Source organism: Shewanella sp. DNRA4, assembly GCF_012843185.1.
GTDB lineage: Bacteria > Pseudomonadota > Gammaproteobacteria > Enterobacterales > Shewanellaceae > Shewanella > Shewanella xiamenensis.
The window spans coordinates 1-24,776 of record NZ_JABAIP010000026.1 but is presented as its reverse complement, the minus strand read 5'-3'; the positions used below and the strand labels follow the sequence as shown (position 1 = coordinate 24,776).

Sequence of the window (24,776 nt, the reverse complement as noted above, 5' to 3'; positions counted from 1 at the left end):
ATTCTCTATTTCTGGTCGTGGTACAGTAGTAACAGGCCGTGTAGAGCGTGGTATCGTTAAAGTGGGCGACGAAGTAGAAATCGTTGGTATCCGCACGACTTCTAAAACAACTTGTACTGGCGTAGAAATGTTCCGTAAGCTGCTTGACGAAGGTCGTGCAGGTGAGAACTGTGGTATTTTATTACGTGGTACTAAGCGTGATGACGTAGAACGTGGTCAAGTATTATCTAAGCCAGGTTCAATCAACCCACACACTACTTTTGAATCAGAAGTTTACGTTCTGTCAAAAGAAGAAGGTGGTCGTCACACTCCATTCTTCAAAGGCTACCGTCCACAGTTCTACTTCCGTACAACTGACGTAACCGGTACTATTGAACTGCCAGAAGGCGTAGAGATGGTAATGCCTGGTGACAACATTAAGATGGTTGTTACGCTGATTTGCCCAATCGCGATGGACGAAGGTTTACGCTTCGCAATTCGTGAAGGTGGCCGTACAGTAGGCGCTGGTGTTGTAGCTAAGATCATTGCTTAATAGCAATTGTGATTAGAAAAAAGGAAGCTTAGGCTTCCTTTTTTATTTTGGGCTGGTGTTATTCTGAAATTTGTGTAAAATGCTCGACACTCTGACGTTGAATAGTTTTTGATGACTATTTACACAGCGGGCTTGAAATCTGATTTCAGATGAGTATAATGGCCCCCTCGTTAACCTAGGTTAACGAATTAAATGACAAGTATTTGAACTTATCATTATCATAGCGGCTCCGATTGGGAGTCGAACGGTTAAATCATCTCGCTCTGCTTTTCCAGTAAGGAAGAAGCTAGAGGGTGATTTTTTATGTGTCCATTTTAGGAGCTCTGGTCAATGCAGAACCAAAGAATCCGTATCCGCTTAAAAGGGTTTGATCATCGCTTAATTGATCAGTCTACAGCGGAAATCGTTGAAACTGCTAAGCGTACTGGCGCCCAAGTACGTGGTCCTATTCCACTACCTACGCGCAAAGAGCGTTATACCGTTTTGATCTCTCCGCACGTTAATAAAGATGCTCGTGACCAGTACGAATTACGTACTCACAAGCGCCTGGTTGACATCGTAGAGCCAACTGAAAAGACTGTAGACGCTCTAATGCGTTTAGATCTTGCGGCTGGTGTCGACGTACAGATTAGCTTGGGTTAATTGAGATCCTTAGAAGAGGTTTGAGAGATGGCTATCGGTCTTATTGGTCGTAAAGTTGGTATGACTCGCATCTTCACTGAAGATGGTGTTTCTATACCTGTTACAGTAATTGAAGTTGCTGGCAACCGTGTTACTCAAGTGAAAACTTTAGAAACTGACGGCTACCGCGCACTTCAAGTTACTACTGGTACCAAAAAAGCCAATCGCATCACTAAACCAGAAGCAGGTCACTTTGCTAAGAGCGGCGTAGAAGCCGGTCGTGGACTGTGGGAACTGCGTCTGGCAGACGGTGAAGGCGAAGGCATTGAAGTTGGTGCTGAGCTAAACGTAGGTATCTTCGCTGATGTAGCGAAAGTTGACGTTACTGGTCAATCAAAAGGTAAAGGCTTCCAAGGCGGTGTTAAGCGTTGGAACTTCCGTACTCAAGATATGACGCACGGTAACTCTTTGTCGCACCGTTCGAACGGTTCTATCGGTCAGAACCAAACGCCTGGTCGCGTATTTAAAGGCAAGAAAATGTCAGGCCATATGGGTGCCGAGCGTGTTACTACTCAAAATCTAGACGTTGTACGTGTAGATGTTGAACGTAACCTGCTACTGGTTAAAGGTGCTGTTCCGGGCGCAACTAATGGCGACCTGATCATCAAGCCTGCAGTTAAAGCTTAAGGTCTGAGGAGATAGTAATGGAATTGGTATTGAAAGACGCGCAAAGCGCTCTTGAAGTTTCCGAAACTACCTTCGGCCGTGACTTTAACGAGGCACTGGTTCATCAGGTAGTTGTAGCATACGCTGCAAACGCGCGTCAGGGCACTCGTGCTCAAAAGACTCGTGCGGAAGTAACTGGCTCTGGCAAAAAGCCATGGCGCCAAAAAGGCACTGGCCGCGCTCGTGCGGGTGGTGTTAAGGGCCCAATCTGGCGTGGCGGTGGCGTAACTTTCGCTGCTAAAACTCAAGATCACAGCCAAAAAGTTAACAAGAAGATGTACCGCGGCGCGCTGAAAAGCATTCTGTCTGAACTGGTACGTCAAGACCGTCTGGTTGTTGTTGAATCATTCAGCGTTGAAGCTCCTAAAACTAAAGAGCTGAAAGCTAAACTGAAAGCAATGAACTTAGAAGACGTGTTAATTGTGACTTCAGAAGTTGACGAGAATTTATTCTTAGCAGCTCGCAACCTGTACAAGGTTGACGTTCGTGACGTTGCAGGTCTAGACCCAGTAAGTCTGATCGCGTTCAACACAGTGCTTGTGACTGCTGATGCAGTTAAGCAAATCGAGGAGATGCTAGCATGATGATCCGCGAAGAACGTTTGCTAAAAGTAATTCTGGCACCTCACATCTCTGAAAAGAGCACTGTGAATGCTGAGAAGCACAACACTGTTGTTTTCCGCGTAGCTATCGATGCAACTAAAGCTGAAATTAAAGCTGCTGTTGCTAAGCTATTTGAAGTTGAAGTCGAATCAGTTCGCACTTTAGTGAGCAAAGGCAAAACTAAACGTACTGGTGGCCGTACTGGCCGTCGTAGCGATTGGAAAAAAGCCTACGTGACTTTAGCTGCTGGTGCTGACATCGATTTCGTCGGCGGCGCTGAGTAAGCAAAGGAGAATTATCATGGCAGTTATTAAGTGTAAGCCAACCTCTCCAGGTCGTCGCCACGTTGTTAAAGTGGTGAACTCTGACCTGCACAAGGGTAAACCTTTTGCTGGCCTGTTGGCGAAAAAATCTAAAAGTGGTGGCCGTAACAATACTGGCCGTATCACTGTTCGTCACGTTGGTGGCGGTCACAAGCAGCACTACCGTTTAATCGACTTCAAACGCGATAAAGATGGTATCCCTGCAAAAATTGAGCGTCTGGAATACGATCCAAACCGTACTGCGCACATCGCTCTAGTACTGTATGCGGATGGTGAGCGTCGTTACATCCTTGCTGCCAAAGGCATGCAAGCTGGCGACAAGATCCAGTCTGGTGTTGAAGCCGAAATCAAAACCGGTAACGCAATGCCACTGCGCAACATTCCAGTAGGTTCTGTTGTGCACGCTGTAGAAATGAAGCCTGGTAAAGGTGCTCAGATCGCGCGTTCAGCGGGTGCTTATGTACAAGTTGTTGCTCGTGATGGCGCATATGCCACTTTACGTCTTCGCTCTGGCGAAATGCGCAAAGTGCCAGTTGATTGCCGCGCAACATTTGGTGAAGTTGGTAATGCCGAACACATGCTACGCCAGTTAGGTAAAGCAGGTGCTAAGCGCTGGAGAGGCGTTCGCCCAACAGTTCGCGGTGTTGCAATGAACCCGGTAGACCATCCACACGGTGGTGGTGAAGGCCGTACTTCTGGTGGTCGTCACCCAGTGACTCCATGGGGTGTGCCAACTAAGGGTTATAAGACTCGTAGTAACAAGCGCACTGACAAGTACATCGTACGTCGTCGTAATAAATAGTAAGAGGATTCGCCATGCCACGTTCTCTCAAGAAAGGTCCCTTCATTGACCTGCACTTGCTGAAGAAGGTAGAGAAAGCGATGGAAGCAGGTGACAAGAAGCCTATTAAGACTTGGTCACGTCGCTCTATGATCATTCCAAATATGATTGGTTTGACCATCGCTGTCCATAATGGTCGTCAGCACGTTCCTGTGTTCGTAACTGACGAAATGATCGGCCACAAACTTGGTGAATTCTCACCAACTCGCACTTATCGCGGCCATGCTGCTGATAAGAAAGCGAAGAAGCGTTAATACGGGAGGAATAAGATGGAAGTTTTAGCTAAACATCGTTTTGCCCGTACGTCTGCGCAGAAGGCTCGTCTCGTTGCTGATCAAATTCGCGGTTTGCCTGTTGCTAAGGCCCTCGAAATTTTGACTTTCAGCCCAAAGAAAGCCGCCGTACTGGTTAAAAAAGTACTTGACTCAGCTATCGCAAACGCCGAACACAACGAAGGCGCGGATATTGATGAGCTAAAAGTAGGCGCCGTCTTCGTTGACGAGGGTCCAACTATGAAGCGTATCATGCCACGTGCTAAAGGCCGCGCTGATCGTATCATGAAGCGTACCAGCCACATCACTGTGGTTGTATCAGATCGCTAGGAGAGAGCAATGGGACAGAAAGTACATCCTAATGGTATCCGTCTGGGTATCACCAAGCCTTGGATCTCTACCTGGTACGCAGATAAGTCAGATTATGCAAATAACCTGAACAGCGACTGGGAAGTGCGTAAGTATCTTGCAGACAAACTGCAAGCTGCGTCAGTATCTAAGATTGTTATTGAACGCCCAGCGAAAAGCATCCGCGTTACTATTCACACTGCCCGTCCAGGTGTTGTGATTGGTAAGAAAGGTGAAGACGTTGAAGTATTGCGTGCTGCCGTTTCAAAACTGGCTGGCACTCCTGCTCAAATTAACATCGCTGAGATCCGTAAACCTGAGCTAGATGCCAAGTTAGTTGCTGACTCAATTGCACAGCAATTAGAGCGTCGTGTTATGTTCCGTCGCGCGATGAAGCGTGCGGTACAAAACGCAATGCGTATTGGTGCTCAAGGTATCAAAGTTGAAGTTAGTGGCCGTTTAGGCGGTGCTGAGATTGCGCGCTCTGAGTGGTATCGCGAAGGTCGTGTACCTTTGCACACACTGCGTGCTGATATCGACTATTCAACCTCTGAAAGTCACACTCAATATGGTGTGATTGGTATTAAAGTTTGGATCTTCAAAGGTGAAGTTCTGGACGGAATGCTGCCACAGATTGAAGAGCCGAAACAGCAGCAACCTAAGCGCAAGCCTCGTGGTAAATAGGAGAGCCGGCAATGCTGCAACCTAAACGTATGAAGTTTCGCAAGATGTTCAAAGGCCGCAACCGCGGTCTAGCGAACGGTACCGAAGTTAGCTTTGGTACTTTTGGTCTGAAAGCAGTCGGCCGTGGTCGTTTAACTGCTCGTCAGATCGAATCTGCACGTCGTGCCATGACACGTCACATTAAGCGTCAGGGACAAATTTGGATTCGAGTTTTCCCGGACAAACCTATTACCTCTAAGCCTCTTGAAGTGCGTATGGGTAAAGGTAAAGGTAACGTTGAATACTGGGTATGTCAGATTCAACCTGGTAAGGTTCTTTATGAGATGAATGGTGTTTCTGAAGTGATCGCTCGCGAAGCGTTTGCTTTAGCTGCTGCCAAGCTTCCAATCAAGACTACCTTCGTAACTAAGACGGTGATGTAATGAAAGCGAGCGAACTAAGAGAAAAGAGCGTTGAAGAACTGAACGCTGAACTACTTGGTCTGCTGCGTGAGCAGTTCAACCTGCGTATGCAACACGCCACTGGTCAGTTGACTCAGACTCATCAACTGAAATTGGTGCGCCGTAATATTGCGCGCGTTAAGACCATTATTACTTCTAAGGCGGGTGCATAATGTCTGATAAAATCCGTACTTTGCAAGGTCGTGTCACTAGCAACAAAATGGATAAAACCATTACTGTCGCTATCGAACGCCAAGTGAAACACCCAATCTATGGGAAATACATTAAGCGTACGACTAAGATCCATGCACATGACGAAGCTAATCAGTGCAATGAAGGTGACGTAGTCGCGATTCGCGAATGTCGTCCTTTGTCTAAGACTAAGTCTTGGACCCTGGTTGAAGTAGTATCAAAGGCCTAATAATATTAGGCATTTAGGTAAACGGCTCCAGTATTTGGGGCCGTTTGTTTTTTAATACTATACATTCCATATTTATGGTGTTATATTTGCGCCCCATTTTTGACTAAATTCAAAGCAAAAATGGTGTTTATAGTCCCATAGTGGGAATTGTGTAGTAACGATAGCGGAGCACTTAAAATGATCCAAATGCAATCGACTCTTGACGTCGCATGTAACAGCGGCGCACGCAGAGTTCAGTGTATTAAGGTCTTGGGTGGCTCTCATCGTCGTTATGCCGGTATCGGCGACATTATCAAAGTTTCTGTTAAAGAAGCAATTCCTCGCGCTAAAGCGAAGAAAGGTGATGTGTATAACGCGGTGGTAGTCCGTACTAAGAAAGGCGTACGTCGTCCAGACGGTTCTGTCATTCGCTTCGATCGGAATGCAGCTGTTCTTTTGAACAACAACCTGCAGCCGATTGGTACTCGTATCTTTGGACCAGTGACACGTGAATTGCGTAATGAGCAATTTATGAAAATTGTCTCGCTGGCACCAGAAGTACTGTAAGGAGCTTCAAAATGGCAGCTAAAATCCGTCGTCAAGACGAAGTAATCGTATTAGCAGGTAAAGACAAGGGCAAGCGTGCTAAAGTTGCTCAAGTATTACCTACTGGTAAGTTAATTGTTGAAGGCATCAATCTTGTCAAAAAACACCAAAAGCCAAACCCACAACTGGGTGTAGCCGGTGGTATTGTTGAGAAAGAAGCACCGATTCAAGCATCAAATGTTGCGATCTTTAACCCTGTCACTGGCAAGGCGGATCGTGTTGGTTTCCGATTTGAAGACGGCAAAAAAGTTCGTTTCTTTAAATCGAACAGTGAACTCGTTAAGTAACTGGAGTAAACGATGGCGAAACTGCATGATAAATATCAAGAGACTGTTGTCGCTGAACTGACTCAAAAGTTCGGTTATACCAGTGTCATGCAAGTCCCTCGGATTGAGAAAATCACCCTGAACATGGGTGTTGGCGAAGCCGTTGCAGACAAAAAAGTTATGGAACATGCTGTCCGTGACATGACTGCAATTGCTGGTCAAAAACCAGTAGTAACTGTTGCTCGTAAATCAGTTGCTGGTTTTAAAATCCGTGAAGGCTACCCTATTGGCTGTAAAGTGACCCTGCGCGGTGAGCGTATGTGGGAATTCTTAGAGCGTTTAGTTGACATCGCAATCCCACGTATCCGTGACTTCCGTGGTCTGAGCGCTAAAGCGTTCGATGGCCGTGGTAACTACGCGATGGGCGTGCGTGAGCAGATCATTTTCCCAGAGATCGATTACGATAAAATCGATAAAATTCGCGGTATGGATATTGTTATCACTACCTCTGCGAAGACTGATGAAGAAGGTCGTGCTTTGTTAGACGCTTTTAACTTCCCATTCAAGAAATAAGGGTAGCGTAATGGCAAAAACATCAATGAAAGCACGTGAAGCAAAGCGTGCACAGCTCGTAGCTAAGTTCGCTGAAAAGCGTGCTGCTCTGAAAGTGATTATTGCAAGTCCAGCTTCTTCTGATGAAGATCGTTGGGATGCAGTATTAAAGCTGCAAGCTCTACCACGTGATTCCAGCGCATCGCGTCAACGCAATCGTTGTAATCAAACTGGTCGCCCACATGGTTTCCTACGTAAGTTCGGTTTAAGCCGTATCAAATTACGTGAAGCAACCATGCGTGGTGAAGTTCCTGGCCTGCGTAAGGCTAGCTGGTAAGCACTTGTCACGGAGTAAGCTAATATGAGCATGCAAGATCCTATTGCGGATATGTTAACCCGTATTCGTAACGGCCAAGCTGCTAACAAAGTATCTGTGAAGATGCCTTCTGCTAAGCTGAAAGTCGCTATTGCGAAACTGCTTAAAGAAGAAGGTTACATCGCGGATTACGCCGTAGCAGATGAAGCCAAGCCTGAATTGGAAATTACCTTAAAGTACTTCCAAGGCCAACCAGTCGTTGAGACTATCCAGCGTGTAAGCCGTCCAGGTCTTCGTATTTACAAAGGTAAAAACGAACTTCCTAAAGTGATGGGCGGACTGGGTGTCGCAATTGTGTCCACTTCTAAAGGCCTGATGACTGATCGTGCCGCCCGCCTTGCAGGCATGGGTGGCGAGGTTATCTGCTACGTAGCATAAGGAGCTAGGAATGTCTCGTGTAGCAAAAGCACCAGTATCTATTCCAGCTGGCGTAGAGGTGACCTTAAACGAACAGACCCTGACCGTCAAAGGCGCGAAAGGAAGTCTGACTCGAGTGATCAACAATGCGGTCAATGTTGTTATTGAAGGTGGCGTGATTAAATTCCTTCCTGTTGAGGGCGCAGTTGGCGCTTGGGCACAGGCTGGTACAACACGTGCATTAGTAAACAACATGGTTGTTGGTGTATCTCAAGGTTTTGAGCGTAAATTAAAGTTAGTTGGCGTTGGTTACCGTGCGAAACTCGTCGGTGCTGACATTGACCTTACTTTAGGTTTCTCTCATCCGTTAGTACACAAACTGCCCGCAGGCGTTACTGCAGAGTGCCCTAGCCAAACTGACATCGTCCTACGTGGCGTTGATAAACAGTTAATTGGCCAAGTCGCTGCTGAGATTCGCGGATATCGTCCACCAGAGCCATACAAAGGCAAGGGTGTTCGCTATGACGACGAAGAAGTACGCCGTAAAGAGGCTAAGAAGAAGTAGGTAACGCGATATGGATAAGAAAACATCTCGCTTACGTCGCGCTATTCGCGCTCGTAAGAAGATCCAAGAGCTGGGCGTGAACCGTCTGGTTGTACATCGTACACCGCGTCACATTTATGCTCAGGTGATCAATCCTGAAGCTCAGGTGGTGGCAGCTGCTTCAACCGTGGAAAAAGCGGTTAAAGAGCAACTGAAGAGTACCGGTAACGTAGACGCGGCTAAGGCAGTAGGTAAATTTATTGCTGAGCGCGCGATCGAAAAAGGCGTAACGACAGTTGCGTTCGATCGTTCTGGTTTCAAGTATCACGGTCGTGTAGCTGCTCTAGCAGATGCTGCTCGTGAAGCTGGCCTCCAGTTCTAAGGGGTTATAAAAATGGCTAAATTAGAAGCTCAGCAAAAAGACGATCTGCAAGAGAAATTAATTGCAGTTAATCGTGTTTCTAAAGTAGTTAAGGGCGGTCGTATCTTTAGCTTCACAGCACTGACAGTAGTGGGTGATGGTAATGGTAAGGTCGGCTATGGCTATGGTAAAGCGCGCGAAGTTCCAGCAGCAATTCAAAAAGCTATGGAAAAAGCCCGTCGTAACATGGTGACCGTTGAGTTGAATGCAGGTACTCTGCATCACCCAGTTAAAGGTCGTCATACTGGTTCACGTGTATACATGCAACCAGCATCACAGGGTACCGGTATTATCGCCGGTGGCGCAATGCGTGCCGTATTGGAAGTTGCAGGCGTTCATAACGTTCTGTCTAAAGCATACGGTTCTACTAACCCGATCAACATCGTTCGCGCGACTGTAGATGCTCTGGTGCACATGAAGTCACCATCGCAAATCGCAGCTAAGCGTGGCCTGAATGTTGACGAAATTCGGGGGTAATGCACCATGGCAACTAAAACTGTAAAAGTTACTCAGACTAAAAGTGCTATCGGTCGTTTACCAAAGCACCGTGCGACCTTAACAGGTCTTGGTCTGCGTCGCATTGGTCACACTGTTGAATTAGAAGATACTCCTTCAGTTCGCGGTATGATCAACAAGGTCTACTACATGGTTAAGGTGGAGGATTAATAGATGCGTTTAAATACTCTATCTCCAGCTGCAGGCGCTAAGCATGCACCAAAGCGTGTAGGCCGTGGTATGGGCTCAGGTTTAGGTAAAACTGCAGGTCGTGGTCACAAAGGCCAAAAATCTCGTAGCGGTGGCGGTGTACGCCCAGGCTTCGAGGGTGGTCAAATGCCACTTAAGATCCGTTTACCTAAATTTGGTTTTACCTCGCGTCGCGCTATGGTAACAGCTGAAGTTCGTGTACTCGAACTGGCTAAAGTTAACGGTGATGTTATCGACTTAAACGCTCTGAAAGATGCGAACGTTATTACTCGCAACATCCAGTTTGCGAAAATCGTTCTTTCAGGTACCATTGAGCGCCCAGTGACTGTAAAAGGTCTGAAGGTAACCAAAGGTGCACGTGCAGCAATTGAAGCTGCTGGCGGTAAGATCGAGGAATAATACGTCGATGGCAAAACCAGGACTTGATTTAAAAAGCGCGAAAGGTGGACTTTCAGAGTTGAAGGCTCGCCTCCTGTTCGTGATTGGTGCGATTATCGTCTTTAGGGCCGGTTCGTTTGTACCAATTCCTGGTATTGACGCAGCTGTATTAGCAGAGCTGTTTGCTCAGCAAAAAGGGACCATCCTAGGCATGTTTAACATGTTCTCGGGTGGTGCTCTTTCCCGTGCTTCTATCTTTGCATTAGGTATCATGCCGTATATTTCGGCATCGATTATCATGCAGTTATTGACTGTTGTGCATCCTGCACTCGCTGAATTGAAAAAAGAAGGCGAGTCTGGACGTAAAAAAATCAGTCAGTACACACGATGGGGTACGTTGGTGCTGGGTACATTCCAGTCGATCGGTATTGCAACAGGGTTACCAAACTTAGTCCCAGGCCTAGTGGTCAATATTGGATTCGGTTTCTACTTTGTAGCGGTTGTGAGCTTAGTGACAGGGACTATGTTCCTGATGTGGCTAGGTGAGCAAATTACCGAACGAGGTATAGGTAACGGTATCTCGATTTTAATTTTCGCAGGTATTGTTGCTGGATTACCTTCCGCTATCGGCCAAACGGCTGAGCAGGCGCGTCAAGGTGACCTGAATGTGTTAGTGTTGTTGTTGCTCGCGGTAATTATTTTTGCTGTGACTTATTTCGTGGTGTTTGTAGAGCGTGGTCAACGTCGTATCGTCGTTAACTATGCTAAGCGTCAGCAAGGCCGTAAGGTATTCGCTGCGCAATCTACACACTTGCCACTGAAAATAAACATGGCGGGTGTAATTCCTCCAATTTTTGCGTCAAGCATTATTTTGTTCCCAGGCACACTGGCTCAGTGGTTTGGTCAAAATGAGTCTATGTCATGGTTAAGTGATTTTTCATTAGCCGTGTCACCTGGACAACCGCTTTACTCATTATTGTATGCAGCAGCGATTATCTTCTTCTGTTTCTTCTATACAGCGTTGGTATTTAATCCACGTGAAACAGCAGACAACCTGAAGAAGAGTGGTGCATTCATCCCTGGGATCCGTCCTGGAGAACAGACTTCGCGTTACATTGATAAAGTAATGACTCGCCTAACATTAGCTGGCGCGTTATACATTACCTTTATCTGTTTAATTCCGGAGTTCATGCTAATTGCGTGGAAAGTACAGTTCTATTTTGGCGGTACTTCACTACTAATTATGGTAGTCGTAATCATGGACTTCATGGCTCAGGTTCAGACCCATATGATGTCACATCAGTATGAGTCTGTGATGAAGAAAGCTAACCTAGTTAACAAAGCGAATTTAGATCGTTTTGGTCGCTAAGTAAGCTTTACGGAGTGATGAAATGAAAGTTCGAGCTTCCGTGAAGAAGATCTGCCGTAACTGCAAGATCGTCAAGCGTAGTGGCGTTGTGCGCGTTATCTGTGTTGAACCAAAACACAAACAGCGTCAAGGCTAAAAGTGAAATTGTTCAGCCCACTGTTGGGCTGAACAAATATTGTTTGCAAATCTGTCAACTGTCGAGTATCCTTTCGGGCTTTTCGCAGTTGGCCTTTAACTTAAGGAGTGCATAGTGGCCCGTATCGCTGGCATTAACATTCCTGATCAAAAGCATACAGTCATCGCATTGACTGCAATTTTCGGCATCGGCCGTACTCGCGCTAGAGCAATCTGCGCAGCTACGTCAATTGCTGAAACTGCTAAGATCAAGGAATTGAGCGAAGCTCAAATCGACACCCTACGCGAAGAAGTTGCCAAATACTTAGTAGAAGGTGACTTACGTCGTGAGATTTCTATGAACATCAAGCGTCTTATGGATCTTGGTTGTTATCGTGGTCTCCGCCATCGTCGTAGCCTGCCTCTTCGTGGGCAACGTACTAAGACCAATGCGCGTACGCGTAAAGGTCCACGTAAACCAATCAAGAAGTAACGGGAAGGTAGACAATGGCTAAAGTTCCGTCACGTTCTCCGCGTAAGCGCGTACGTAAACAGGTTGCAGATGGCATGGCTCATATCCATGCTTCTTTCAACAACACAATTGTCACCATTACAGATCGTCAAGGTAATGCGTTGTCATGGGCTACTTCAGGTGGTTCAGGTTTCCGTGGTTCACGTAAATCTACGCCATTTGCTGCACAGGTAGCTGCTGAGCGTGCAGGCGCTGCTGCTCAAGACTACGGTTTAAAAAACCTTGAAGTGTTTGTGAAGGGTCCAGGTCCAGGTCGTGAATCAGCCATTCGTGCGCTGAACGCTGTTGGTTATAAAATTACCAACATTACCGATGTGACGCCGATCCCTCATAATGGTTGTCGTCCTCCTAAAAAGCGTCGTGTATAACGCGTTTCATTAGGATAGTTGGAGAAAGATCATGGCAAGATACTTGGGTCCCAAGCTCAAGCTCAGCCGCCGAGAAGGTACTGACCTTTTCTTAAAAAGCGGTGTGAGAGCAATCGATTCTAAGTGTAAACTGGAATCTGCACCAGGACAGCATGGCGCTCGTAAGCCACGTCTGTCAGAGTACGGTTTACAGTTACGCGAAAAACAAAAAGTTCGTCGTATTTACGGTGTGTTAGAAAAGCAATTCCGTAACTACTATAAAGAGGCTGCACGTCTGAAAGGCAACACTGGTGAAAACCTGTTGCAACTTTTAGAAACTCGTTTAGATAACGTTGTTTATCGTATGGGTTTCGGTGCGACTCGTGCAGAATCACGTCAGCTAGTAAGCCATAAATCTGTTATGGTTAACGGTCGTGTTGTTAACATTCCGTCATTCAAAGTGTCTGCGAATGATGTTGTAAGCATCCGTGAAAAGTCACGCACTCAAGCTCGTATCAAAGCGGCTTTAGAAGTGGCTGGTCAACGCGAGAAGCCTACATGGGTTGAAGTCGACAGCGCGAAAATGGAAGGTGCTTTCAAGCGTATTCCAGAACGTAGCGATTTGTCTGCGGAAATTAACGAACAGCTGATCGTCGAGCTTTACTCTAAGTAAGGCTAACAAACAAGAGAGGACACAATGCAGGGTTCTGTTACAGAATTTCTTAAACCGCGTCTCGTTGATATCGAGCAGGTTAACTCAACACGTGCCAAGGTTACTTTGGAACCGCTTGAGCGTGGTTTCGGCCACACTTTAGGTAACGCGTTGCGTCGCATCCTATTGTCGTCTATGCCCGGCTGCGCGGTTACCGAAGTCGAGATTGACGGCGTACTGCACGAATACAGCAGTAAGGAAGGCGTACAAGAAGATATCCTTGAAATCTTGCTTAATCTGAAAGGATTAGCAGTGACTATCGAGGGTAAAGACGAGGCTATGCTTACATTAAGCAAGTCCGGCGCAGGCCCTGTCATCGCAGCAGATATCACGCATGATGGTGATGTCACTATCGTGAATCCTGATCATGTTATCTGTCATTTAACAGGTAACAATGATATCAGCATGCGTATTCGCGTTGAGCGTGGTCGTGGTTATGTGCCAGCATCTGCTCGTGCACAGACAGAAGACGATGATCGCCCAATCGGCCGCTTGCTGGTTGATGCTTCTTTCTCGCCAGTCGCACGTATTGCCTACAATGTAGAAGCAGCTCGTGTTGAACAGCGTACTGACTTGGATAAACTCGTTATCGATATGACCACTAATGGTACTATTGATCCTGAGGAAGCTATCCGTCGTTCTGCGACCATCTTAGCTGAACAGCTGGATGCGTTTGTTGAGCTGCGTGACGTGACTGAGCCAGAAATGAAGGAAGAGAAGCCGGAGTTCGATCCGATTCTGTTGCGTCCTGTCGACGATTTAGAGCTAACTGTACGTTCGGCTAACTGTTTGAAAGCCGAAGCGATTCATTACATCGGAGATCTGGTACAGCGTACTGAAGTTGAGCTGCTGAAAACCCCTAACTTAGGTAAGAAATCTCTTACTGAAATTAAGGACGTTTTAGCTTCTCGCGGACTGTCGTTAGGTATGCGTCTGGAAAACTGGCCTCCAGCTAGTTTAGCAGACGACCTATAAGTCTCAGGTTTGTACAGATTTAGGTTATAAGGATTAGGTCATGCGCCATCGTAAGAGTGGTCGTCAACTTAACCGCAACAGCAGCCACCGCCAAGCTATGTTCCGTAACATGGCAAGCTCACTGGTTCGTCATGAGATCATCAAGACAACCGTAGCTAAAGCGAAAGAACTGCGTCGCGTAGTTGAGCCTCTGATAACACTTGCTAAGAGTGACAGCGTTGCAAACCGTCGTTTAGCGTTTGCACGTACTCGCGACGCTGAAGTCGTAGGTAAGTTATTCACTGAATTGGGTCCACGTTACCAGGAACGTCCTGGTGGCTACACCCGTATCCTTAAGTGCGGTTTACGTGCTGGTGATAAAGCCCCAATGGCTTACATCGAGCTAGTAGGTCGTCCAGAAGCTGCTCAAGCTGTTGATGTTGAAGCTGCTGAGTAATTAAGGTTACAAATTTAAAAGCCGGGCTCTAAGCCCGGCTTTTTATTTCAGCTCGTTTTAACTTACTCGACCCAAGTCGTTTGTTTCTCGATTTCTTTTGGCAATGTTAAGTGCCATTTACTTAACCCTTTACGGCTAAACATAAATTGTCCTAGGTCATCTGTTACTGGGAATATGTTTTCCGGTTTCTCACCTGCGAGGATCCTTGAGGCCATTTTGGCTGCGATCTTGCCGTGCTGGTAACCATCGAGAACATAGCCGCCGATATTGCCGTTGTTGTATACGCTAAATCCCCAAAAACCAAAATTGGGCACTGGCGTGTTAGCTGAAACCCATCCTAATAATTCTTCAGCATCAACCGACTGATCTTTGTCATCCCTCACTGCATGATAAAGTGCAACGACTATCGCACTAAAGCCATTGTCTTTAGCTGCAATGACTTGCTTTTGCCATTCACTAAGTTGATTTAGTTGTAATATTTCAACTTCCACATCGCTCAACATGCTCAGTTGCTGCTTACTGATATATTCCGCTGCAAGTCTAGACGTATCACTTTGATCGAACAGAACTAAGATTTTTCGGTGCTTTGATATTGGTAATATTCGTTGCAGTAATAGCAGAGAGCGTCTGAGTAGAGGTCTTTCAAGCACACCCGTAAAACGCTTATATTCATTTAAGTGATATTCTCTTGGGTTCATATTAATGCCAAGGTATACCACTGGAATTTGGCTTGAGCTTAACCGTTGGTGTAGATAATTAACGGCATTATCATCTGCTAGGATCACTAACTGTGGTTTTTGTTGTTGAATAAATTGCCATGCTAGTTCTGCCCGTTTTGCATGAAGATTTTTAGGTAGCCGTTTTGTGTCCATTTCAAAGTGATTTACCTCATTGAGAGGTGTCAATGTATCGAGTATGGCTTGATAATACTGCTTATCCCACGTGTAACCTTGGTGATAGCTCTCGATGACAACCACCTTGGCCGCATATGCCATTGGTATGAAACATGCCAGCATTAAGGTAAAAATCTGTCGCCATCTTTTAATTAATAACTTAATTAAATTCATGGAGAGATACCTAGTGGAATATAGCTTTGAGTATAGTCCAACCTCGAGTATCCGGCGGGCAATAAAAAAGCCTCATACTGAGGCTTTAAATATTTTTTCGGCGATGTGCTTACGTTATTGTGCTGTCGCTTTCTGCTGACTGTAATCTAGCTTCTCATGTTTTTGCCCCATTGCTTCTGCAACTTCTGGAGGCATGTAGTTTTCATCATGTTTTGCTAAGACTTCAGTTGCGGCCAACTTACCATCTTCCCCTAATACACCTTGGGCGACGATGCCTTGTCCTTCGCGGAATAGATCCGGTAATAGATCGTCATAGGTCACTAGAATTTCGCCACCTAAGGAATCGTGTACTGCAAATTGCACATGTAGGCTGTTTGGATCACGTACCATAGAGCCTACCGTTACCATGCCACCTACACGAATACGTTGGCCCGCTTCGGGTTTAACGCCTGTATCGGTTTTACCGTTTACGATTTCTGACGGTGTATAGAATAAGTTTAAGTTGGAGTTCAACGCATACAGCAGCAGTGAAGCAATCGCGGCTACGCCACCGATTAGTGCTATAGCTAACGTCAGTCTCTTTTTGCGTCTTGGGTTCACGATTTGTTACTCCTAGTTTCTTTGAGGCGCTCTTCGCGGTTCATCTTTTTCGCTATTTCAATCAAAACCTTACGCTTTTGGCGTACGCTAGTGATGATCAGCGTCGATACACAGAAGAAGGTCACACCATAGGCAAGCCATACATAAAAGGCATAGCCACCCATGTTGAAAAAATCACTGATAGAATCGAATTGCATTATTTGACCTCCTCAGCTTTAGCAAGTTCACGTACCCAAGGGCGCATGCCGTTTCTTGCTAAGATTTCTGCTCTAAATCTCACAATAGTGATAGCGCCTATCATAAGCCCGAAACCTAAAATATTGATTAAAAGTGGGTATAACATGTCACTCGACATGGTCGATTTAGAGGTAATTTTGATGGTTGATGGTTGATGCAATGAGCTCCACCATTCAACTGAATATTTAATAATGGGGATATTAATTACCCCTACGATTGCCAAGATCCCTGCTGCACGTGCAGCCAGCACTTTGTCTTCAAAAGAAGCGTAGAGGGAAATCACACCTAAGTAGAGGAATAGTAGTACTAATTCAGAGGTCAGACGCGCATCCCATACCCACCAAGTGCCCCACATAGGTTTGCCCCAAGCGGCACCAGTAAAGAGTGCTATAAAGGTGATGACAGCTCCTATAGGAGCAATAGACGCAGCTGCCCAGTCTGCTAATTTGACCTGCCAGACAAGACCAATAAATGCTGCTGTCGCCATACCCATGTAGGCCGCCATTGACATTGATGCAGCTGGTACATGGATAAAGATAATACGGTAGCTATCTCCTTGCTGGTAATCTGTCGGGGCAAACAATAAACCCCATACGGTGCCAACTGTAAGGAAAAGGCAGGCTAAGGTGGCAAACCATGGAAATAATGTTCCTGATAACTTATATGCGCGTTCAGGATCCGCGTAAGGGTGTAACCATTTCCACATTTTAGTTAGTACTCACTCGCAGAGATGCACCGATTGCAAAAGGTGCTAAGGTTAACGAACCGATCAACATGGCGCCAATTATAGCGAGCTGACCGTCATAGGGTAAATTCATTCCTGCCGCATCAATGGCGCTGGTCGCGAAAATGAGCACTGGAATATAAAGTGGCAGAATCAAAAGGCTTAATAGTACGCCGCCTTTACGTAGACCAACGGTTAATGCCACGCCAATAGCACCTAAGAGTGACAACACTGGGGTGCCTAAAGCCAGTGTGGCAATCAATGCACCATAACTATTAGCATCTAAGTTCAGTAGCACGGCCAGCAGTGGGGCAATAATAATCAATGGAACACCCGTAAGTATCCAGTGGGCTAACACTTTGGCTAAGACTAAAACAGACAAAGGTTGTGGGCTAAGTAGCATCTGTTCTAAGCTGCCGTCACTAAAGTCAGCTTTAAATAGACGCTCCAGCGACAACATGGATGCTAACAATGCTGCAACCCAAATAATTCCGGGAGCAATACGCGCTAGCATTTGTGGTTCTGGGCCAATGCCGAGTGGAAATAGGGTTACAACCATAATGAAGAATAATAAGGGGTTAAAAATATCACCACGGTGTCGAATGGCAATCTTTAGATCCCGCTGAAGTAACGTTAAAAACGCTTGAGTAAAGCTGATGCCTCTTTTCATTATGCCAAACCTTATACGAAGCGATAATCTAGACGAATTTTACGAAGCCTATCATCTTTGATAATGCCCATATCTTGGTGAGTGGTCAGGATCACACAGCCACCATTATCCGCATGTTGAATAAATAACTGTTCAAGCTCTTCGACGCCTTTTTTATCGATTGCGGTAAAAGGTTCATCTAGGATCCACACCTTACAATCATTGTGCCAAAGCCTTGCCAATGCTGTTCGGCGATGTTGGCCCGCGGACAAATGTCCAGCAAGCGCTTCCTCAAAACCTGATAGATTTACTTTAGCTAATATGGCAGACGTATCAAAATCATCATAGCCACTGATTCTTAAATTGAAGTTAAGGTTTTCCTCAGCGGTTAATTCGGATTTCACTCCCGCAAGATGGCCTAAATACAGTAGATCTTCGTTATATTCGTCACGACAGCGGTTGATATCTTCATTTATATAGAAGGTTTGCCCCGCATAGGGACGAGATAGACCTGCTAATATGCGTAATAAACTGGTTTTGCCGGCACCATTAGGGCCTTCAATCTGGACGATATCGCCAGCATTAATCTCAAAACTTAATTCATCAAATAGAATGCGTTCTTCACGGATGCATGTCAGCTTGCTCGCTGATAACAGTGTGTTTACTGAAGTTATATTTGTCACTGAACCCTCTATCTCAAGCCGGAAGGAAACACAAGTGATTCTAACACAAACGATATTGCGGGTTTACACTTGCTTGGGACTAGATGTCAGCAATTTGATGTGGTTCCAATAACCGCAATATTTCTCGTACAAATCGAACTTTTTTAATAGTTGCTAATATATTAACGAATTTGTCACGCTTGTCGCCTTATATCATTTGTGCTGAGATTCTAATCACAAAAAGATGAGATTTATTGAAGTTTGTAGTAATCTTAGTCCGCTATAATGAGTCTGCCTCAAAGGGCAGCGCGAGCTTTGTACGTATTTGCATTAGGAACATTGAACATGAAAAAACTGTTAGCAATGACTGCAGTCGCTGCTTTGACTATGTCAGTCAACGTTTCAGCTCAAGATGCTGAAGCTATTTTCAACAAGGCATGTACCGTGTGCCATAGCATGGGTGTTGCTGGTGCTCCAAAAGCGCACAATGCAGCGGAGTGGGAACCGCGCTTAGCAAAAGGTATTGACACTCTGTTACACAGTGTAAAAACAGGTTTAAACGCAATGCCACCAGGTGGTATGTGTACTGATTGTACTGATGATGATTACAAAGCAGCTATCGAGTTTATGTCTAAAGCTAAGTAATTTTTTTGCAGTGTTAAAAAAACCGGCATTAGCCGGTTTTTTTATGTCTGCGCTAAGCTGAAACTTAGTGCTAGGTGCGGATAACTTATTGCACTTGGGTATCCAGTACTAAGTTTGCCGTTTCTCCCACATTAACTTTGCTGATTTTTCCTTGAATATCACCCGCCTGAGGTTTGATATTGCCATGCTTGGATAAGACGGCAATAACTTCAACGCTAGCAGTTTGGCTTAATTTTACATCGCTACCCATGCCTGTGCTGTCGTCTAGTGTCACTGTAACAGGCAATGATTTTGCACTAACTTTGGTTGCTGCTAGCGGTACTTTAGGACCTTCAGTTGCACGTGCAAAGACAAAGATAGTGTCTTCTGGGCTCGCTTTAGCTGCAAGTTCAGGTGAAATTGAAATTTCAATACTTACTGATTTGCTTGTGACTTTTGCCTGCTTGTGTACATCATCGTTAGGCATACCTGTCGTTTCGGCTTGCATACGTAAGTTAGCTGTTTCGATGGCATTCATCAGTGCGGCGCGATCCACATCTGTGCGGTCACTATTAAGAATGGTCTGCCATGAATCAATGGCTTTTTGGTACTTAGCAGTAAAGAAAGCATCCATACCAACTAACAACAGTGTTGATGGATCCTGTGGATCTAATGCTAGCGATTCGTCTATTAAGGCTTGAATTTCTGGTGTCATTTGCTGACCGGCTTTGTAGTACAACGCCGTGGCCTTTGGTCCGATTAACTCGGCATGTTTGCCCACTAAATCCATCACTTTGTCGAAGGCCGCGACTGCTTTATCAAATTGGTTAGCCGAAATATATGCATGACCTAGACTAAACCAAGCCTGACTATTTTCTGGCTCGGCTTGCACTTGGGCTTCCATCATTTGTACGCGCTGCCCCATGATTTGCGCAGTATCCATACCAGCATGTGGGTTAGCCGCTTGGGTATTGCCAATATTTTCAAAGGCCCCTAATTGCTGATAAAGGTAACCTGAGATCGCAATCAAGCATACCGACATGACTGATGGCCAAAGGATACTTTTAGGTTTGATTTGATTGACAAGGGAATCATCGCTCGCTTGTTTGATGTCTTGGAGTAAACTGATTTCGAGTTCTTTCTTGAGCGCATCAAATTCTGCTTGGTCGAGCAGTTCTTCATTAAGTTCTTTCTCAAGGGTGGAAAGACGTTCATTGAACAATTCGAGGTTCGTTTGTTTGCGAACACCAGCTTCCTCAGTACGCAATAACTTTTGCTGTCTGAAATGTGGGATCCAGATCAGTGTTAAGCTGACCAACACAACAAGCGCAATAAAAATCCAAAATGTCGTCATTGTTTCTATATTCACTTTAGTTTGCATAAAAGCGGTTGTTACCGCTGGCTTGGAAGCAAGATTATACGTAAAGATTATTCATTGAACAGTAATATAAGACCTTCACAACTGTGAAAGCTGAGAGTTGGGCACTGGTTCACAAATTGTTCCATCTGGTAAATTTTATATGAAACTTAAGGCTCATTTATCTGTCACATGCAAAACTGTAGGCCTGCGGTGGCTCCATTTGGGCAAAAATCGAGAATGAGACAAGTCACCCAGTTTTGTATGAAAGAGGCAGACAGGAACAATAGCAAATACTAAAATGAACCAAATTTCGTGCATTTGTGTGAACAGCATGTTGTGCGTTGGTTTGGAATTTTTCTAAATCAACATATTATTAGAGACTGAGGAAAACCCATGATCCCAGAACTTGGACACTTTTCGCTGATTATAGGAGTGGCATTCGCCTTCTTGTTAACCAGCGTTCCCCTTATAGGTGTTGCCCGTAAAGACCAATACCTAGTGAGGTATGCTTGGCCGTTAGCCTACGGAATGTTCTTTTTTATTGCTTTATCCGTAGTATCGCTTGGTTATAGCTTCGCCGTTGATGATTTCTCCGTGGCCTACGTGGCACATCACTCTAATTCTCAGTTACCTATTTTCTTTAAGATTGCGGCCGTATGGGGCGGTCATGAAGGGTCTCTGTTGTTCTGGGTGTTTGCGTTATCGACTTGGGCCGCTTCTGTCGCATTATTCAGTAAAGGCTTGGAAGAAGTGTTTACTGCAAGGGTGCTGGCTGTATTGGCGCTGATTGTGATTGGTTTTAGCTTATTTATGCTGCTCACTTCTAGCCCATTTGAACGTTTATTTCCAATGCCAGCCGAAGGCCGCGACTTGAACCCAATGTTGCAGGATGTAGGCTTAATCTTCCATCCGCCAATGTTGTATTTAGGTTATGTGGGTTTCTCTGTAAGCTTTGCGTTTGCAATTGCTGCATTGATGAGTGGCCATCTTGACTCGGCTTGGGCTCGTTGGTCTCGTCCTTGGACCTTGGCCGCTTGGATTTTCCTCACTGGTGGTATTGCATTAGGTTCTTGGTGGGCATACTACGAATTAGGCTGGGGTGGCTGGTGGTTCTGGGATCCAGTAGAAAATGCCTCCTTTATGCCTTGGTTAGTGGGTACTGCTTTAGTGCATTCGCTGATTGTGACCGAAAAACGTGGTGCGTTCCGTAACTGGACAGTATTGCTGTCAATCTTTGCATTTTCGTTAAGTTTACTGGGTACCTTTATCGTGCGTTCCGGCGTACTGACTTCGGTTCACTCATTCGCAGCCGATCCAAGCCGCGGTATGTTTATTCTGTTATTACTCGGCTTAGCTATCGGTGGTTCGCTCACGTTGTTTGCCTTCCGCGCAAGTGAAATGAGCAGCCCTGCACGCTTCGAATTGAAATCAAAAGAAACCATGCTGTTAGTCTGTAACGTATTGCTGACTGTCGCTGCTGGTACAGTCCTGTTAGGGACGTTATATCCACTGCTGATCGATGCTTTAGGTATGGGCAAGATCTCTGTTGGACCTCCATATTTTAATGCGGTGTTTGTACCGATCGTGCTCGTGCTGTTTGCGTTTATGGGCGTGGGTCCGATCATCCGTTGGAAGAAATCAAAAGCGGGTGAGTTAAAACGCCAATTGCTGGTGCCTGCATTAGTATCAGCCGCGATTGGTATCGTGACGCCATTTATTGTCGATGGTGCTTTTAACGTGTGGGTTGCTTTGGGTATCGCCGCCGCTGCTTGGATTGTGTTGGCAACCGCAAGAGCCGCTTACAATATCGTGAAGCCTAAAGATGGTGAATTAAGCGTGGCACGTATGGGCCGTAGTGAGCTGGGTATGATCTTAGCTCACTTAGGTATTGCTGTGTCGGTTATCGGTGCCACTATGGTATCTAACTACTCGGTTGAGAAAAGTGTGCGTATGGGGCCTGGCATAAGCCAAGAGCTTGCGGGTTATACCTTTAAATATCTTGAGACTAAGAACGTCGTTGGTCCTAACTACACCGCACAACAAGGTCAAATTGAGATCTACAAAGGCGATAAGCTGCTGACGTTACTCAAGCCTGATCGTCGCCAATACAATGTGCGTACTATGGACATGACCGAAGCCGGTATCGATTGGGGTCTGTTCCGTGACTTATATGTCACCATGGGCGATCCAATCAGCAGCACTGAATTTGCTGTGCGTTTGAACTACAAGCCTTTTGTTCGTTGGTTATGGTTTGGAGCAATATTCATGATGGTCGGTGGTTTCTTTGCCGCATCGGATAAACGCTATCGCTCAAAAGTGGCTGCTACCGTTAAGCCGCAAACTGAAAAAGCGAAATTAGCTACCGCGCAATAATTGGGGAATGTATGAAGAAGTTGGTTCTGTTTATCCCATTAGTCATTTTTCTTGGCATGGGGGTATTTTTATACAAAGGATTGTTTTTAAATCCGCAGAAACTGGATTCAGCTCTGGAAGGAAAGCCTATTCCGGCTTTCCAACTGGAACGTCTCGAAACACCAAACGAGATGATTACCAATGAGCAACTGAAAGGAAAAGTGTCATTACTTAACGTTTGGGCTACTTGGTGCCCCTCTTGTAAGTATGAACACCCTTTCTTAGTCATGCTGAAACGTCAGAATATTCTGCCTATCTATGGGATTAACTACCGTGACGAACGTATCCCCGCGCTGGAAGAATTAAAACGCCAGGGTGATCCTTACAATATCAATATTTTTGATAAGGATGGACGCTTAGGCTTAGATCTTGGCGTTTACGGTGCACCGGAAAGCTTTATTGTTGATCATAATGGCATTATTCGTTATCGCTACGCAGGGCCTATTGACCAGCGTGTATGGAGTGAAACTCTCTATCCTATGATTCAACAACTCCAAGCTGAAGCGGCGAAGGATGGTGCAGCGTGAGAATTTTGACAAAAATCATTGGTGGCCTGGTGTTAATGCTGAGTATGGTGACAACCGTAATGGCCACACCTGTTGATACTTACGAATTTAAATCACCCGAAAACCAAAAACGAGGTTTGTCATTAGCGCATGAGTTGCGTTGCCCGCAATGTCAGAACCAAAACTTGATCGATTCCAACTCGCCCGTTGCACGAGATCTGCGCCTTGAAGTGTATAAAATGGTCGATGAAGGCAAAGGTGACGATGAAATCATCGAGTTTATGACCAGCCGTTATGGTGAGTTTGTACTCTACAAACCGAAAATGGAAACTAAAACCTATATTCTTTGGTTAGGTCCAGTGGGTTTGTTGTTGCTCGGTCTTATCATTGGTTTCATCTTCATCCGCAAGCAACGTATCGGTGGCACGACCGAGCCTGAGATCAGTGCTGAAGATCAAAAAGCGCTTGATGCTTTATTAAAGCGTGATAATAAATGAAGTCATTTGCTTTAGCTGCAATCCTAGCGAGTTTGTCTGTTGCCTTTGCTGGTGGTGCCCATGCGTACCCCGGTATGCAGCAGGCAAATAAACCGATTGAGTCGACAGTCGATCTGATTAACGTTCTTCCACAGACTTATCCTATCGAAGTTGTTGCTTTTAGTGATGCGAATGGAAAGCCTATCGACTTTAGCCAATACAAAGGTAAAGTCGTGATGGTCAACATGTGGGCGACCTGGTGTCCTCCCTGCGTAAGGGAGTTGCCCGCAATTGAGCGTTTGGCGACAAAGTTTAAAGCGGATCAGTTTGCGTTATTGCCTATCTCTATCGATGCTGGTGGTAAGCAACAAGTGCAGCCTTTTCTCACATCATTAGGAATGGCAAACTTTAATTCCTATTACGATCCTACGCAAAACTTAGGGCAGGTGTTCCCACTGGATACCATTCCAGCAACCTTTATTCTCGATCAAAATGGCCAATTGATAGCGTTTGTGCGCTCCTTTGTCGATTGGGATGATGCAAAAGCCGTATCGCTAATCCAAAGTTTTATCGATAAAGGCACTAAAAAGCTGAATTAAACAGCATATAGAGCGCAAATAGAGCACCGTTGTAGAAAAGATCGCCATGCGATCTTTTTTCTTTTAAAAAGCCCTTGCACAAAAAGTTTCGCTGCCTATAATGCGCATCCACTGACACGGCAGACAGCGAAAGCGAGCGCGGTGACAGTGCGAGTCGAATGCAAAATGTGCAGTTGATTCGAAAGCCTCAAGAAGTTTGCAAAAACGCCTTGACGCGACAGGGGAAATGCGTAGAATACGCAGCCCTGACCTGCTGAGCGGTAAGGCGAAGTGAATGGTCAAATGCTCTTTAACAATCTAAACAAGAAATCTGTGTGGACACTCACAGGTGTTGAGTTAATCGAAATTACTCTGCCGTTTGGCGAGTAATCAAAGAATTAA

Annotated in this window: 41 protein-coding genes; 34 read left to right on the top strand and 7 right to left on the bottom strand. The window is 45.5% G+C overall.

Annotated features, from left to right (window positions below):
• The 29 genes from HG547_RS20380 to rplQ all read left to right on the top strand — a co-directional run.
• Positions 1-532, top strand: a 532-nt coding sequence (locus HG547_RS20380; protein WP_248278774.1) for an EF-Tu/IF-2/RF-3 family GTPase, incomplete at its 5' end; no start/stop codon positions are given.
• Positions 533-862: 330 nt separating this feature from the next.
• Positions 863-1,174 carry a 30S ribosomal protein S10 gene (gene rpsJ / locus HG547_RS20375; RefSeq protein WP_011070616.1) on the top strand — a complete coding sequence of 104 codons (312 nt, stop codon included), beginning with the start codon at positions 863-865 and terminating at the stop codon, positions 1,172-1,174.
• A 27-nt stretch (positions 1,175-1,201) separates the two neighbouring features.
• Positions 1,202-1,840 (top strand): 50S ribosomal protein L3, encoded by a 639-nt coding sequence (gene rplC / locus HG547_RS20370; RefSeq protein WP_011070617.1) that lies wholly within the window; start codon positions 1,202-1,204, stop codon positions 1,838-1,840.
• Between the two features lie 17 nt (positions 1,841-1,857).
• Entirely contained in the window at positions 1,858-2,463 is a 606-nt protein-coding gene (rplD, locus tag HG547_RS20365) for a 50S ribosomal protein L4 (RefSeq protein ID WP_011070618.1), read from the top strand.
• Positions 2,463-2,765: a 50S ribosomal protein L23 gene (rplW, locus tag HG547_RS20360; protein ID WP_037421480.1), complete on the top strand. Its 303-nt coding sequence runs from the start codon at positions 2,463-2,465 to the stop codon at positions 2,763-2,765. The genes rplD and rplW overlap by 1 nt, the downstream gene beginning before the upstream one ends.
• 16 nt (positions 2,766-2,781) lie before the next feature.
• Positions 2,782-3,606, top strand: coding sequence for a 50S ribosomal protein L2 (gene rplB / locus HG547_RS20355; RefSeq protein WP_011621028.1), 825 nt, complete (start codon positions 2,782-2,784; stop codon positions 3,604-3,606).
• A gap of 14 nt (positions 3,607-3,620) precedes the next feature.
• Positions 3,621-3,899: a 30S ribosomal protein S19 gene (rpsS, locus tag HG547_RS20350; protein ID WP_006083596.1), complete on the top strand. Its 279-nt coding sequence runs from the start codon at positions 3,621-3,623 to the stop codon at positions 3,897-3,899.
• Positions 3,900-3,914: 15 nt separating this feature from the next.
• Entirely contained in the window at positions 3,915-4,247 is a 333-nt protein-coding gene (rplV, locus tag HG547_RS20345) for a 50S ribosomal protein L22 (protein WP_006083595.1), read from the top strand.
• Positions 4,248-4,256: 9 nt separating this feature from the next.
• Positions 4,257-4,949: a 30S ribosomal protein S3 gene (gene rpsC / locus HG547_RS20340; RefSeq protein ID WP_011070621.1), complete on the top strand. Its 693-nt coding sequence runs from the start codon at positions 4,257-4,259 to the stop codon at positions 4,947-4,949.
• An 11-nt stretch (positions 4,950-4,960) separates the two neighbouring features.
• Complete coding sequence (rplP, locus tag HG547_RS20335) at positions 4,961-5,371, top strand: 50S ribosomal protein L16 (protein ID WP_006083593.1); 411 nt, start codon at positions 4,961-4,963, stop codon at positions 5,369-5,371.
• Positions 5,371-5,562, top strand: coding sequence for a 50S ribosomal protein L29 (gene rpmC / locus HG547_RS20330; protein WP_007644429.1), 192 nt, complete (start codon positions 5,371-5,373; stop codon positions 5,560-5,562). Before rplP ends, rpmC begins: the two co-directional genes overlap by 1 nt.
• Positions 5,562-5,810: a 30S ribosomal protein S17 gene (rpsQ, locus tag HG547_RS20325; RefSeq protein ID WP_011070622.1), complete on the top strand. Its 249-nt coding sequence runs from the start codon at positions 5,562-5,564 to the stop codon at positions 5,808-5,810. The genes rpmC and rpsQ overlap by 1 nt, the downstream gene beginning before the upstream one ends.
• Before the next feature lie 177 nt (positions 5,811-5,987).
• On the top strand, positions 5,988-6,356 hold the full coding sequence (gene rplN / locus HG547_RS20320) for a 50S ribosomal protein L14 (protein ID WP_006083590.1): 369 nt from the start codon (positions 5,988-5,990) through the stop codon (positions 6,354-6,356).
• Between the two features lie 11 nt (positions 6,357-6,367).
• A complete protein-coding gene (gene rplX, locus HG547_RS20315) occupies positions 6,368-6,682 on the top strand; it encodes a 50S ribosomal protein L24 (RefSeq protein WP_011070623.1) in 315 nt (104 codons plus the stop codon).
• Between the two features lie 12 nt (positions 6,683-6,694).
• On the top strand, positions 6,695-7,234 hold the full coding sequence (gene rplE, locus HG547_RS20310) for a 50S ribosomal protein L5 (protein WP_011070624.1): 540 nt from the start codon (positions 6,695-6,697) through the stop codon (positions 7,232-7,234).
• 10 nt (positions 7,235-7,244) lie between these two features.
• Positions 7,245-7,550: a 30S ribosomal protein S14 gene (gene rpsN / locus HG547_RS20305; RefSeq protein ID WP_011070625.1), complete on the top strand. Its 306-nt coding sequence runs from the start codon at positions 7,245-7,247 to the stop codon at positions 7,548-7,550.
• A 24-nt stretch (positions 7,551-7,574) separates the two neighbouring features.
• Positions 7,575-7,967, top strand: a complete 393-nt coding sequence (rpsH, locus tag HG547_RS20300; protein ID WP_007644434.1) for a 30S ribosomal protein S8 — start codon at positions 7,575-7,577, stop codon at positions 7,965-7,967.
• Positions 7,968-7,977: 10 nt separating this feature from the next.
• Positions 7,978-8,511, top strand: coding sequence for a 50S ribosomal protein L6 (gene rplF, locus HG547_RS20295; protein WP_037421473.1), 534 nt, complete (start codon positions 7,978-7,980; stop codon positions 8,509-8,511).
• A gap of 10 nt (positions 8,512-8,521) precedes the next feature.
• A complete protein-coding gene (gene rplR, locus HG547_RS20290; protein ID WP_011715467.1) occupies positions 8,522-8,872 on the top strand; it encodes a 50S ribosomal protein L18 in 351 nt (116 codons plus the stop codon).
• A 12-nt stretch (positions 8,873-8,884) separates the two neighbouring features.
• A complete protein-coding gene (rpsE, locus tag HG547_RS20285) occupies positions 8,885-9,388 on the top strand; it encodes a 30S ribosomal protein S5 (protein ID WP_007644438.1) in 504 nt (167 codons plus the stop codon).
• Positions 9,389-9,394: 6 nt separating this feature from the next.
• Positions 9,395-9,577, top strand: a complete 183-nt coding sequence (gene rpmD / locus HG547_RS20280) for a 50S ribosomal protein L30 (RefSeq protein ID WP_007644440.1) — start codon at positions 9,395-9,397, stop codon at positions 9,575-9,577.
• Between the two features lie 3 nt (positions 9,578-9,580).
• Positions 9,581-10,015: a 50S ribosomal protein L15 gene (gene rplO / locus HG547_RS20275; RefSeq protein ID WP_011070628.1), complete on the top strand. Its 435-nt coding sequence runs from the start codon at positions 9,581-9,583 to the stop codon at positions 10,013-10,015.
• A 7-nt stretch (positions 10,016-10,022) separates the two neighbouring features.
• Positions 10,023-11,363: a preprotein translocase subunit SecY gene (secY, locus tag HG547_RS20270; protein WP_011621032.1), complete on the top strand. Its 1,341-nt coding sequence runs from the start codon at positions 10,023-10,025 to the stop codon at positions 11,361-11,363.
• 22 nt (positions 11,364-11,385) lie between these two features.
• Positions 11,386-11,499 (top strand): 50S ribosomal protein L36, encoded by a 114-nt coding sequence (gene rpmJ / locus HG547_RS20265; protein WP_006083579.1) that lies wholly within the window; start codon positions 11,386-11,388, stop codon positions 11,497-11,499.
• 114 nt (positions 11,500-11,613) lie between these two features.
• Positions 11,614-11,970 carry a 30S ribosomal protein S13 gene (gene rpsM, locus HG547_RS20260; protein ID WP_011070630.1) on the top strand — a complete coding sequence of 119 codons (357 nt, stop codon included), beginning with the start codon at positions 11,614-11,616 and terminating at the stop codon, positions 11,968-11,970.
• A gap of 14 nt (positions 11,971-11,984) precedes the next feature.
• Positions 11,985-12,377 (top strand): 30S ribosomal protein S11, encoded by a 393-nt coding sequence (gene rpsK / locus HG547_RS20255; RefSeq protein WP_006083577.1) that lies wholly within the window; start codon positions 11,985-11,987, stop codon positions 12,375-12,377.
• 31 nt (positions 12,378-12,408) lie between these two features.
• Positions 12,409-13,029: a 30S ribosomal protein S4 gene (gene rpsD / locus HG547_RS20250; protein ID WP_037421477.1), complete on the top strand. Its 621-nt coding sequence runs from the start codon at positions 12,409-12,411 to the stop codon at positions 13,027-13,029.
• Between the two features lie 24 nt (positions 13,030-13,053).
• Positions 13,054-14,043 carry a DNA-directed RNA polymerase subunit alpha gene (gene rpoA, locus HG547_RS20245; protein ID WP_011070632.1) on the top strand — a complete coding sequence of 330 codons (990 nt, stop codon included), beginning with the start codon at positions 13,054-13,056 and terminating at the stop codon, positions 14,041-14,043.
• 40 nt (positions 14,044-14,083) lie between these two features.
• Positions 14,084-14,479 (top strand): 50S ribosomal protein L17, encoded by a 396-nt coding sequence (gene rplQ / locus HG547_RS20240; protein WP_007644470.1) that lies wholly within the window; start codon positions 14,084-14,086, stop codon positions 14,477-14,479.
• 62 nt (positions 14,480-14,541) lie between these two features.
• On the opposite strand, the gene HG547_RS20235 is transcribed toward rplQ, so the two are convergent.
• From HG547_RS20235 to ccmA, 6 genes are all read right to left on the bottom strand, one after another.
• Positions 14,542-15,546 carry an ABC transporter substrate binding protein gene (locus HG547_RS20235; RefSeq protein WP_169548846.1) on the bottom strand — a complete coding sequence of 335 codons (1,005 nt, stop codon included), beginning with the start codon at positions 15,544-15,546 and terminating at the stop codon, positions 14,542-14,544.
• A gap of 114 nt (positions 15,547-15,660) precedes the next feature.
• Complete coding sequence (gene ccmE, locus HG547_RS20230; protein WP_037422767.1) at positions 15,661-16,146, bottom strand: cytochrome c maturation protein CcmE; 486 nt, start codon at positions 16,144-16,146, stop codon at positions 15,661-15,663.
• Positions 16,143-16,343 (bottom strand): heme exporter protein CcmD, encoded by a 201-nt coding sequence (gene ccmD, locus HG547_RS20225; protein WP_169548845.1) that lies wholly within the window; start codon positions 16,341-16,343, stop codon positions 16,143-16,145. The genes ccmE and ccmD overlap by 4 nt, the downstream gene beginning before the upstream one ends.
• Complete coding sequence (locus HG547_RS20220) at positions 16,343-17,089, bottom strand: heme ABC transporter permease (RefSeq protein WP_037422774.1); 747 nt, start codon at positions 17,087-17,089, stop codon at positions 16,343-16,345. The genes ccmD and HG547_RS20220 overlap by 1 nt, the downstream gene beginning before the upstream one ends.
• A gap of 1 nt (position 17,090) precedes the next feature.
• Positions 17,091-17,777, bottom strand: coding sequence for a heme exporter protein CcmB (gene ccmB, locus HG547_RS20215; RefSeq protein ID WP_037422777.1), 687 nt, complete (start codon positions 17,775-17,777; stop codon positions 17,091-17,093).
• Positions 17,778-17,788: 11 nt separating this feature from the next.
• Positions 17,789-18,439 carry a cytochrome c biogenesis heme-transporting ATPase CcmA gene (gene ccmA / locus HG547_RS20210; protein WP_037422780.1) on the bottom strand — a complete coding sequence of 217 codons (651 nt, stop codon included), beginning with the start codon at positions 18,437-18,439 and terminating at the stop codon, positions 17,789-17,791.
• Between the two features lie 324 nt (positions 18,440-18,763).
• Here ccmA and HG547_RS20205 point away from each other — a divergent pair, with 324 nt between their 5' ends.
• Positions 18,764-19,063, top strand: a complete 300-nt coding sequence (locus HG547_RS20205) for a c-type cytochrome (protein ID WP_169548844.1) — start codon at positions 18,764-18,766, stop codon at positions 19,061-19,063.
• A gap of 85 nt (positions 19,064-19,148) precedes the next feature.
• Here the strand turns inward: HG547_RS20205 and ccmI are convergent, their stop codons facing one another.
• Positions 19,149-20,396 (bottom strand): c-type cytochrome biogenesis protein CcmI, encoded by a 1,248-nt coding sequence (ccmI, locus tag HG547_RS20200; protein WP_037422785.1) that lies wholly within the window; start codon positions 20,394-20,396, stop codon positions 19,149-19,151.
• 399 nt (positions 20,397-20,795) lie between these two features.
• On the opposite strand from ccmI, the gene HG547_RS20195 reads away from it, so the two are divergent.
• From HG547_RS20195 to HG547_RS20180, 4 genes are read left to right on the top strand one after another with little or no spacing between them, the layout of a single operon-like run.
• Positions 20,796-22,775 carry a heme lyase CcmF/NrfE family subunit gene (locus HG547_RS20195; protein WP_047534139.1) on the top strand — a complete coding sequence of 660 codons (1,980 nt, stop codon included), beginning with the start codon at positions 20,796-20,798 and terminating at the stop codon, positions 22,773-22,775.
• Positions 22,776-22,786: 11 nt separating this feature from the next.
• Complete coding sequence (locus HG547_RS20190) at positions 22,787-23,341, top strand: DsbE family thiol:disulfide interchange protein (RefSeq protein ID WP_037422791.1); 555 nt, start codon at positions 22,787-22,789, stop codon at positions 23,339-23,341.
• Positions 23,338-23,817, top strand: a complete 480-nt coding sequence (gene nrfF / locus HG547_RS20185) for a heme lyase NrfEFG subunit NrfF (protein ID WP_037422794.1) — start codon at positions 23,338-23,340, stop codon at positions 23,815-23,817. Before HG547_RS20190 ends, nrfF begins: the two co-directional genes overlap by 4 nt.
• Entirely contained in the window at positions 23,814-24,395 is a 582-nt protein-coding gene (locus HG547_RS20180) for a TlpA disulfide reductase family protein (protein ID WP_144376625.1), read from the top strand. Before nrfF ends, HG547_RS20180 begins: the two co-directional genes overlap by 4 nt.
• The last annotated feature ends 381 nt before the right edge of the window (positions 24,396-24,776 follow it).